The 7,390-nt window shown below is 62.2% G+C and carries 7 protein-coding genes (1 of these 7 cut by a window edge); 2 read left to right on the forward strand and 5 right to left on the reverse strand.

Translation table 11 applies throughout. From position 1 onward, the window contains the following. Positions 1 to 14 precede the first annotated feature (14 nt). Both AC1RT6_RS07025 and ftsE read right to left on the reverse strand, forming a co-directional pair. Positions 15 to 986: a cell division protein FtsX gene (locus AC1RT6_RS07025; RefSeq protein WP_079445726.1), complete on the reverse strand. Its 972-nt coding sequence runs from the start codon at positions 984 to 986 to the stop codon at positions 15 to 17. Then, positions 979 to 1,638 (reverse strand): cell division ATP-binding protein FtsE, encoded by a 660-nt coding sequence (ftsE, locus tag AC1RT6_RS07030; RefSeq protein WP_079445725.1) that lies wholly within the window; start codon positions 1,636 to 1,638, stop codon positions 979 to 981. The genes AC1RT6_RS07025 and ftsE overlap by 8 nt, the downstream gene beginning before the upstream one ends. Positions 1,639 to 1,987: 349 nt before the next feature. Here ftsE and AC1RT6_RS07035 point away from each other — a divergent pair, with 349 nt between their 5' ends. Next, positions 1,988 to 2,845 carry an MJ0042-type zinc finger domain-containing protein gene (locus AC1RT6_RS07035; RefSeq protein WP_079445724.1) on the forward strand — a complete coding sequence of 286 codons (858 nt, stop codon included), beginning with the start codon at positions 1,988 to 1,990 and terminating at the stop codon, positions 2,843 to 2,845. Between the two features lie 3 nt (positions 2,846 to 2,848). After that, positions 2,849 to 3,241, forward strand: coding sequence for a response regulator (locus AC1RT6_RS07040; protein WP_079445723.1), 393 nt, complete (start codon positions 2,849 to 2,851; stop codon positions 3,239 to 3,241). Here AC1RT6_RS07040 and AC1RT6_RS07045 read toward each other — a convergent pair. From AC1RT6_RS07045 to AC1RT6_RS07055, 3 genes are all read right to left on the reverse strand, one after another. After that, a complete protein-coding gene (locus AC1RT6_RS07045) occupies positions 3,228 to 5,732 on the reverse strand; it encodes a TIGR02302 family protein (protein ID WP_079445722.1) in 2,505 nt (834 codons plus the stop codon). The two genes, AC1RT6_RS07040 and AC1RT6_RS07045, sit on opposite strands and share 14 nt — an antisense overlap. A 308-nt stretch (positions 5,733 to 6,040) precedes the next feature. After that, complete coding sequence (locus AC1RT6_RS07050; RefSeq protein ID WP_244553407.1) at positions 6,041 to 6,595, reverse strand: methylated-DNA--[protein]-cysteine S-methyltransferase; 555 nt, start codon at positions 6,593 to 6,595, stop codon at positions 6,041 to 6,043. A gap of 130 nt (positions 6,596 to 6,725) precedes the next feature. Then, a protein-coding gene (locus AC1RT6_RS07055) for an FAD-dependent oxidoreductase (protein WP_472791293.1) crosses the window boundary here: on the reverse strand, positions 6,726 to 7,390 show its final stretch. 856 nt of this gene lie beyond the right edge of the window; only the last 665 of its 1,521 coding nucleotides appear in the window; its start codon lies off the right edge, out of view; its stop codon occupies positions 6,726 to 6,728.

A 7,390-nucleotide genomic window follows, 5' to 3' on the forward strand; every position in this document is an offset into this window, starting at 1 on the left:
CCCTGAGCGACTGCTCAATCGATCTCATCAAGCGTCGCGAACAATGTGCGGCGGGAAGCCCAGGCGGTGACCGCCGCAATCAGGACCGTCTGGCCAGCCAGCACGAGATAGCCGGACGGGCGCAGCGAGAACGTGCCCAGCAGCGCCGCAAACTGATCTCCCACCGGCGTTCCGGAAAACCAGTTGGCGATCGATTCGGAGAACCCGAACATCAGCATCGCGGCGACACAACCGATCACGCCGCCCCTCAGCCCGAGCCGCAGGAAATGACGCAGAAAGTGATTGGCGATGTAGCGGTCGCTGGCCCCGACGAAATGCAGCACCTCGACGATCGGACGATTGGCCGCCATGGCCCCCCGGGTCGCGAACGATACCGAGATAATGGTCGCAATAATGACCAGCGCGAGAACCCCGATTCCGGCGAACACGGTCGCGTTGGTCATCGATCGCATCCGGTCGATCCAGGCGCGATGGTCGTCCACGCTGGTCGAGGGCGCCAGTTGCGTCACGCGGCTACGAAGCCCTTCCAGATCGAGCCTGGTCCCCGGCGCGGCGCGCGCCACAATCATGCGCGGTATCGGCAGATCGTCGAGCGACAGACCGCTGCCGAGCCAAGGCTCCAGCAGCTTGCCCGACTCCTCCTTGGTGTACGGCCGGACATCGAGGATACCCGGATGCTCCCGAGCCGCGGCGGCGACCGCGGTTACATCGCGCTCGAGGTCGCGACCGGCGACGGGACGCACCTGGATGGTGATTTCGCTCGCGACCTCCGACTGCCATTCCGCAGCCGAAGCGTTGATCAGAAGTACCGCCCCGGTCGTGATCGACGCCAGAAACGTCATGATGGCAACAACGGCCACCAGAGCACGGCCTGCGATCGATGCACGCGGTACGATCGGCGACATATTGCGTGCGCGGACCGGCACCTGCGGGCGTTCGCGCCCGAGATCCATCAGCACATCGTGTCCGTCCCCTGCCTTACTCATAGATGTGCAGCCGTCCCTGATGCAGCACCAGCCGCCGCGCGTCGTACTGATCCATCAGAGCGATATCGTGGGTGGCAATGATGACCGCCGTGCCGGACTTGTTCAACTCGATGAACAGCCGCAGCAAACGTTGCCCAAGTGTCGGATCGACGTTGCCGGTCGGCTCGTCTGCCAGCAGAAGCTGCGGTCGCGCTATCACCGCGCGAGCGATCGCCGCGCGCTGCTTCTCCCCTCCGGACAGGACCGGCGGCAGCGCATCCATGCGCTCGCCAAGACCCACCCACTTCAGAAGATCGATGACTTCGCGGCGGTAGGTCGACTCATCGCGGCCCATAACCCGGAATGGCAATGCGACGTTTTCGTAAGTTGTCATGTGGTCGAGCAGGCGAAAGTCCTGCCACACGATCCCGATACGCTTGCGCAAGTCGGCGATCGCATCCTTGCTCAGCAGCGAGACGTCCTGACCGAACAGGTTGACAAGACCCCTCGTCGGCCGCAGCGACAGAAAAAGCAGCCGCAGCAGGGAGGATTTACCGGCACCCGACGGGCCGGTGAGGAACTGAAAGGAACGGGCGGGAAGATTAAAGCTGAGGTCGCGCAAAATCTCCGGGCCGAGCCCGTAACGCAAGCCGACATTTTCGAACCGGATCAAGCCTTGTGTCCCGATTTCCAAGTTCGCAATATTCCAGCGTTTCCTTTCGCGAACCTGGGATTCGAAAGGACACTAATGTGCCGGTTTCCGAAGTTCGCCCTCCATGCAACAACTCAATGATTCTGGTGTGGTTGGACCGAAAGGTCCCTTGATCACCTCGCTGAATGAAGAAAATGGATCATCACCACACGAACGTTCGGTCGAGGGAGGCTGACGCCGGCGCGGCCCCAACCACATCTGTGGCCTCTGGAACAAAGCTCACCCTCGTCCCCTTGTGCGTCGGTTATGGTTTCCGATTCGTTAACGGTCAGCGCGTAGACTTCCGGCAGTCACTTCTGGCGATTCGTCCATGCACATTGTATGCCCACACTGTACGACATCCTATGCGGTCGATCTCGCAAGTTTCGGCGGAACGGGCCGCACCGTCCGCTGTTCGCGCTGCAAGAAAACATGGCGGGCGACGCCTGACAATATCGCCAACGTTCGCATCCCCACGATGGCGGGAGCGGACGAGATGGCGGGATGGACCGACCCTCCGAAGACCGGCGACATGCCGTCCGTCGACAGTCCGTCGATCGCCAGCGATTTGCCGAAATCCCCCGAACTCGGGGGGCCGCCACAGGATCTCGCCGGTGTCTGGACTTCGCCGGCCCGACAAGACAATACGCCCCACGACAATACGGCGCGCGATGACAAGCGTCCGCTCTCCATTGCTTCGCGGTTCCGCGACCGGCTCAAGCCCTTATTCGCACTTCGCCCGCCAGCGATCACTCTGAACACCTTCTGCGTCGCGATGGCGGCGATGGTGCTGGCTCTTGTCATCTGGCGCGTCGAGATCGTGCACCTGCTGCCGCAAACCGCAACGTTCTATCGGCTGGTCGGACTGGAAGTAAACCTGCGCGGGTTGGCCTTCAAAGACGTCAAGACGTCCACCGAAACCGTCGACGGCAAGCCGGTGCTGGTGATCGAAGGCATGATCGTCGCGCAAAGCCGCAAGCCGGTCGAATTGCCGCGCCTGCGCTTCAGTGTCCGTGACGCGCATGAAACCGAAATCTACGCGTGGAACGCAGTGCTCGAGCAGGCAGCGCTCAAGCCCGGCGAAAACGTCTGGTTCCGGACACGGCTGGCGGCCCCGCCATCTGAAGGCCGCAGGATCGGTGTTCGCTTCTTTAACCGGCAGGACCTTGCGGCCGGGAACGGAGCCTGAGTCATGGCGCGGGTTCTGATCGCTGACGACGAGGACTCGATGCGTTCGCTTGTCGCCCGCGCCATCGCCATGGACGGCCACGAGACAGTGACGGCGGCCGATGGCGCCGAAGCGCTGGATATTCTGACCGGTGACGCGCGCGCTTTCGACCTTCTGCTCACTGACATCAAGATGCCGATCATGGACGGCATTGCGCTGGCTCTCGCGGTCGCTCGCGATTTCCCCGACCTGGTCATCCTGCTGATGACAGGTTTCGCCGATCAGCGCGAGCGCGCCTCGGGTCTCAACGCTATTGTGCACGACGTCGTTACGAAGCCGTTCTCGGTGGCCGATATCCGCTCTGCCGTCGCCGGGGCATTAAGCACGCTGACTGACGGAACGATCAGTAATCCTTAAGCAACCGTTCGATGTAATCGAGTTCGATTTTCGGCCGTGACGGATCGGCGATGCGGCGGCGCAACTCTTCAAGAATGCGGCGCACTCGCTGCACGTCAATTTCGCCAGGAATTTTGACTGTCGTATCGTTGCCAAACTCGCGGCCATGCAGCGGGCGCCCCAACGGGTCAGTCTGACCGCCGTTCTGCCGGCCCACTCGACTATCCGGCCCGTCTTCACCCTGCTGCAAAGCTTCGGCAAGGCTTCGAGCGCCCTTGCGCAGCGCATCGAGGGCCCGGCCTTGCGCGTCGACGGCGCCGTCGGCATGGCCTTCGCCAAGCCGGCCGTCGGCCTGGCCCATTGCGGAATCGGCCTGACCGAGATCGTCACCCGGCCCGGCCGACTGCCCTTGCATGCCGTGCTGGCTCGGCCCCATTCCGCGTTTGGCAAGTTCCTGCTGCAATGTCTGAAGCCTGTCACGCAGGGCCTGCTGATCCCGCTGCAGGCCACTCATGGCATTCTGGTCGTTGGGCTCTTGGCTGTGATCGCGACGCGAATCCAAACCCTGCCTGTAGGTCTTGTCGCGCAACTGCTGCTGCTTTCGGATCATGTCACCGAGTTCATTCAGCGACTGTTGCAGATCTCCTCCCTCACCCTGGCCCGGCTGCGCCATTTGCAGATTCTCGAGCATCTGCTGCAACTGATCGAGCAATTGCCTGGCGGCGTCCTTGTCGCCCGAGCGGGACAGACGCTCCATGCGCTCGATCATGTTGTCGAGGTCCTGCGGGCGCATGACCCTGCTGTTGGGATTGAGCGGACGCGCCAGTTGCTCCGGATTGTCGCGCATCTGTTCGGCCAACTGGCGCAGGTAATTATCCAGCGCCGCGCGCAGATTCTCGGTGAGCTTCTTGATCTCCTCATCGCTCGCGCCGCGCTCCAATGCTTCCTTCAGTGCATCCTGCGCGGCACGCAGCGCTTTCTCGACGTCGGTGATATTGCCGTCCTCGATGCTTACGGCGAGCCCCCAGAGGCTGGCGACGACCTCACGCAACTGGGCATCGATGTGCGCTTCCTCGAGCTGCTTCGTTACGCTGTAAAGACCGAGATACTCCCCCACCTTGGGAGTGAATACCTCGGGGGCGATCAGGAGAGCATCGAGTGCCGTATGGACCTGCTTATTCTGATTAGCGTCCAGCGCCAGGATGCGGCGCTGCTCGATCAGCGCGCGCGCAAGCGGTTTAGTGAACACGCGTTCCGGCAGGCGCAGGTCGAGCGGTTCGCTGCGCCCCTCGTTTCCGGCATCGTCGCGCGCGGTCAGCGTCAAGGTCACTTCGGCGCCAGCGTAGGGACTTTCGCTCAGATCCTTGACCGTCTGCCCGATTCCGCTGCGGGGTCTGGCATTCGGCAACACCAGCGCGAATTGCGGCGGATCGAACAATGGGCGCGCAACCGCCCCGTCCTTTGCAGCGGGTCCGGGCCGGGTCGAAAATTCCGCATGGGCTTCGGTCACGCCGTAATCGTCCTCCAGGCGATAGGACATCAGCAACGATCCGCGCGCCTGGCGCTCCGGCCGCTTGGCCAGCGATATGGCCGGGACGCGATCGGCAATTGCGCTAAATGTCCATCGCGGTAGCCCCGCCGGGGCGCGCACACGAGCCGTACCATCCGCGACAATGGTGAAATGCCGCTCGTTCGTACCTTCCGGGGGCTTGTCGGCATTAGCCTTTTCAGTCACGCCGCCGCCGAGCGCGACGTCGAAGTTGCCTCCGCTCGAACGCACGGTCAGCGTGCTGCCCGCAGGCACCGGAAGCGGCCCGCCATCAAAGGACGCTGCATCCGCGTTGGTCTTGGACAGAATGATCGGGGGCTTGCCGGTATAAGGCGGCGGAGCCACCCACGCATCGACCCTGACATTGGTCGATGTCAGCATTCCATTCCAGTCGAACGCAGCAGCCACGCGCTCGGTCCGTTCGCCGTCCGCCGCGATATAGGTGGCGACCATCAGCACCATCACCAGCGATCGCAGCGCCCAGCGGTCGTGCAGCGGTAGCCTCGGCGACGGCAACCCGGCGCGAAGACGCTTGATCGCCGTCAACGTGCGCGCGCGCTGTGCCTGCCACAAAGCATGCGCGACCGGATCCCGGGTCGCCAGCGTGTCGGCGAGCGCGGTGACGGGACGATGGCGAAGGCCAGCACTGCGGTCGAGCCGGCCCAATCCTTCCTCGCGGCTGGGCCAGCGGAACCTGATGGCAGGCGCCATCGCCGCAATGGCGAGCAGAACAAATGCAGAAAGGGCAACGGCACGTCCCATCACCGGTAGAACAAGCCAAACGCCGGCCCAGGAAACCGCCAGAAAAAGCCCGCCGACGCAAAGCAGCCGCGCAACATGCGGCCATGCCCTTTCCCATGCGATCACCCACCTTGCGCGCTGCAGAGCTCGCGTCAGTTCAAGTCCCGCCAACTCGCGCTGGTCGCCGTCCTGACTGGATGGATCGAAGGGAACACCGCTCAACTGTGTCTCCGGGCTACTGGAGCCATTCCGGCCTTGGAGTCTTTCCGCTTCTGACAGAATGAGAAGCGTGATGATTTTGATCTGTGTTTCTTCAGACGGCGCGGCGCCTGATCCGGGTCAAACCCGCGCATCGCCACTCGAAACGAGATAAACAGCACCTTACCACGGCGGCGGCAATGAGGCATCGGAAACGACTGAACCGCTCGGGCTCAGCCTGACGGCGTGATGCGCCGGTCGGTCCAGTCAGGCCAAACCGGTCCAGGTCTTCCGCAACAAGAACGCTCAGAGCGGCAATTGCGGGAAACAGGTCAATCGAACAAACCTGGCGTGTGATTGATGATCGCGCCCTCGATGGTAAGCATTTTCAGCTTGGTCGCAACGCCGCCGTTCGCCGAGAAGCCTCCCGGTTTGTCGCCGGCTGCAAGCACGCGATGGCACGGCACCACGATCGGACACGGATTACGGCCGAGCGCCTGACCGACATCGCGCGACAGTTCAACGCCGCCGAGACGTTTGGCGATATCGCCATAGGTCATCGTCCTGCCCGGAGGAATGGTGCGTGCGATGTCATAAACGCGGCGATCAAATTCGCCTACGCCGTCGAGATTGAGCACCACATTGGATAAATCGGCCGGCTTACCTTCAAGCAACGCATACATGCCGTCAATCGCAGCCTGTACAGCGTCCGGCGGAACTGCCTCTGCAACGCTCCCGAAACGCTGGAGAATGCGCATCCGGGTTTTGTCCTTATCCGGCAGCGGCAGTTGCACCGCTTCGACGCCACGCATCGTCCAAACGATACCGCAAACTCCAATCGCGGTATCGAACAGCGCGAATTTACGATCATCTGGCTGTTCACTCACGGATCGCTCCGTCGCAGACTGGCGTATTCATGTTAAAGGGATTGCGTCTCACAAAAACTCGCGATCACGCCGACTTGGGCTGGCGCACGCAATAGAATGGTGATCATCTCCTATACCGCGCAGCCGAACTTCAGGAGACCACGGCGCGCTCCATCGCCACTTCCTCCTTGAGGTGCTCAATGTCCCGATAGATCGAGGATACCGCCAGCACGCGCCCCTGATGTTTGTAGCGCAGCAGGCAATCCCGATCAGCGACGTTTCCGTCGACCTCGATATGATCCCACTTTAACGCATGTCCGAGATAATTGATTGGCACATCGTAATGCTGGCTCCAGAAGAACGGCACAGCGTCATACTTTTCGTTGTGTCCTAGCATGTTGCGCGCGGCAACCTGGCCCTGACGTTGTGCTACCACCCAGTGCTCGACGCGGATGTTCTCCCCGAAACGCGAATCGGGCCAGCGCGCGATGTCGCCGGCCGCATAGATGCCGGGAGCGCTTGTTTCCAGGAACTCGTTGACGAGTACGCCGCGGTCGATCTTCAGTCCCGCCTTCTCCGCAAGCTCCAGGCGCGGCTTCACGCCGACGCCAAAGACAACGAAATCGGCCTCCAGCACGTCACCACTCCTGAGCGTGGCTTTCTTTTCGCCGATCGCCGTGACCGTATCCTCCAGATGGAAGATGACGCCGTGTTCTTCATGCAGAGAACGGACGAAATCGCTCATCTCCGCACCGAGAATGCGCTCCATCGGACGCGATTCAGGCGCGACGACATGAACCTCGATTCCGCGGGCAC

Source organism: Nitrobacter sp. MLSD-S21 (assembly GCF_058809865.1).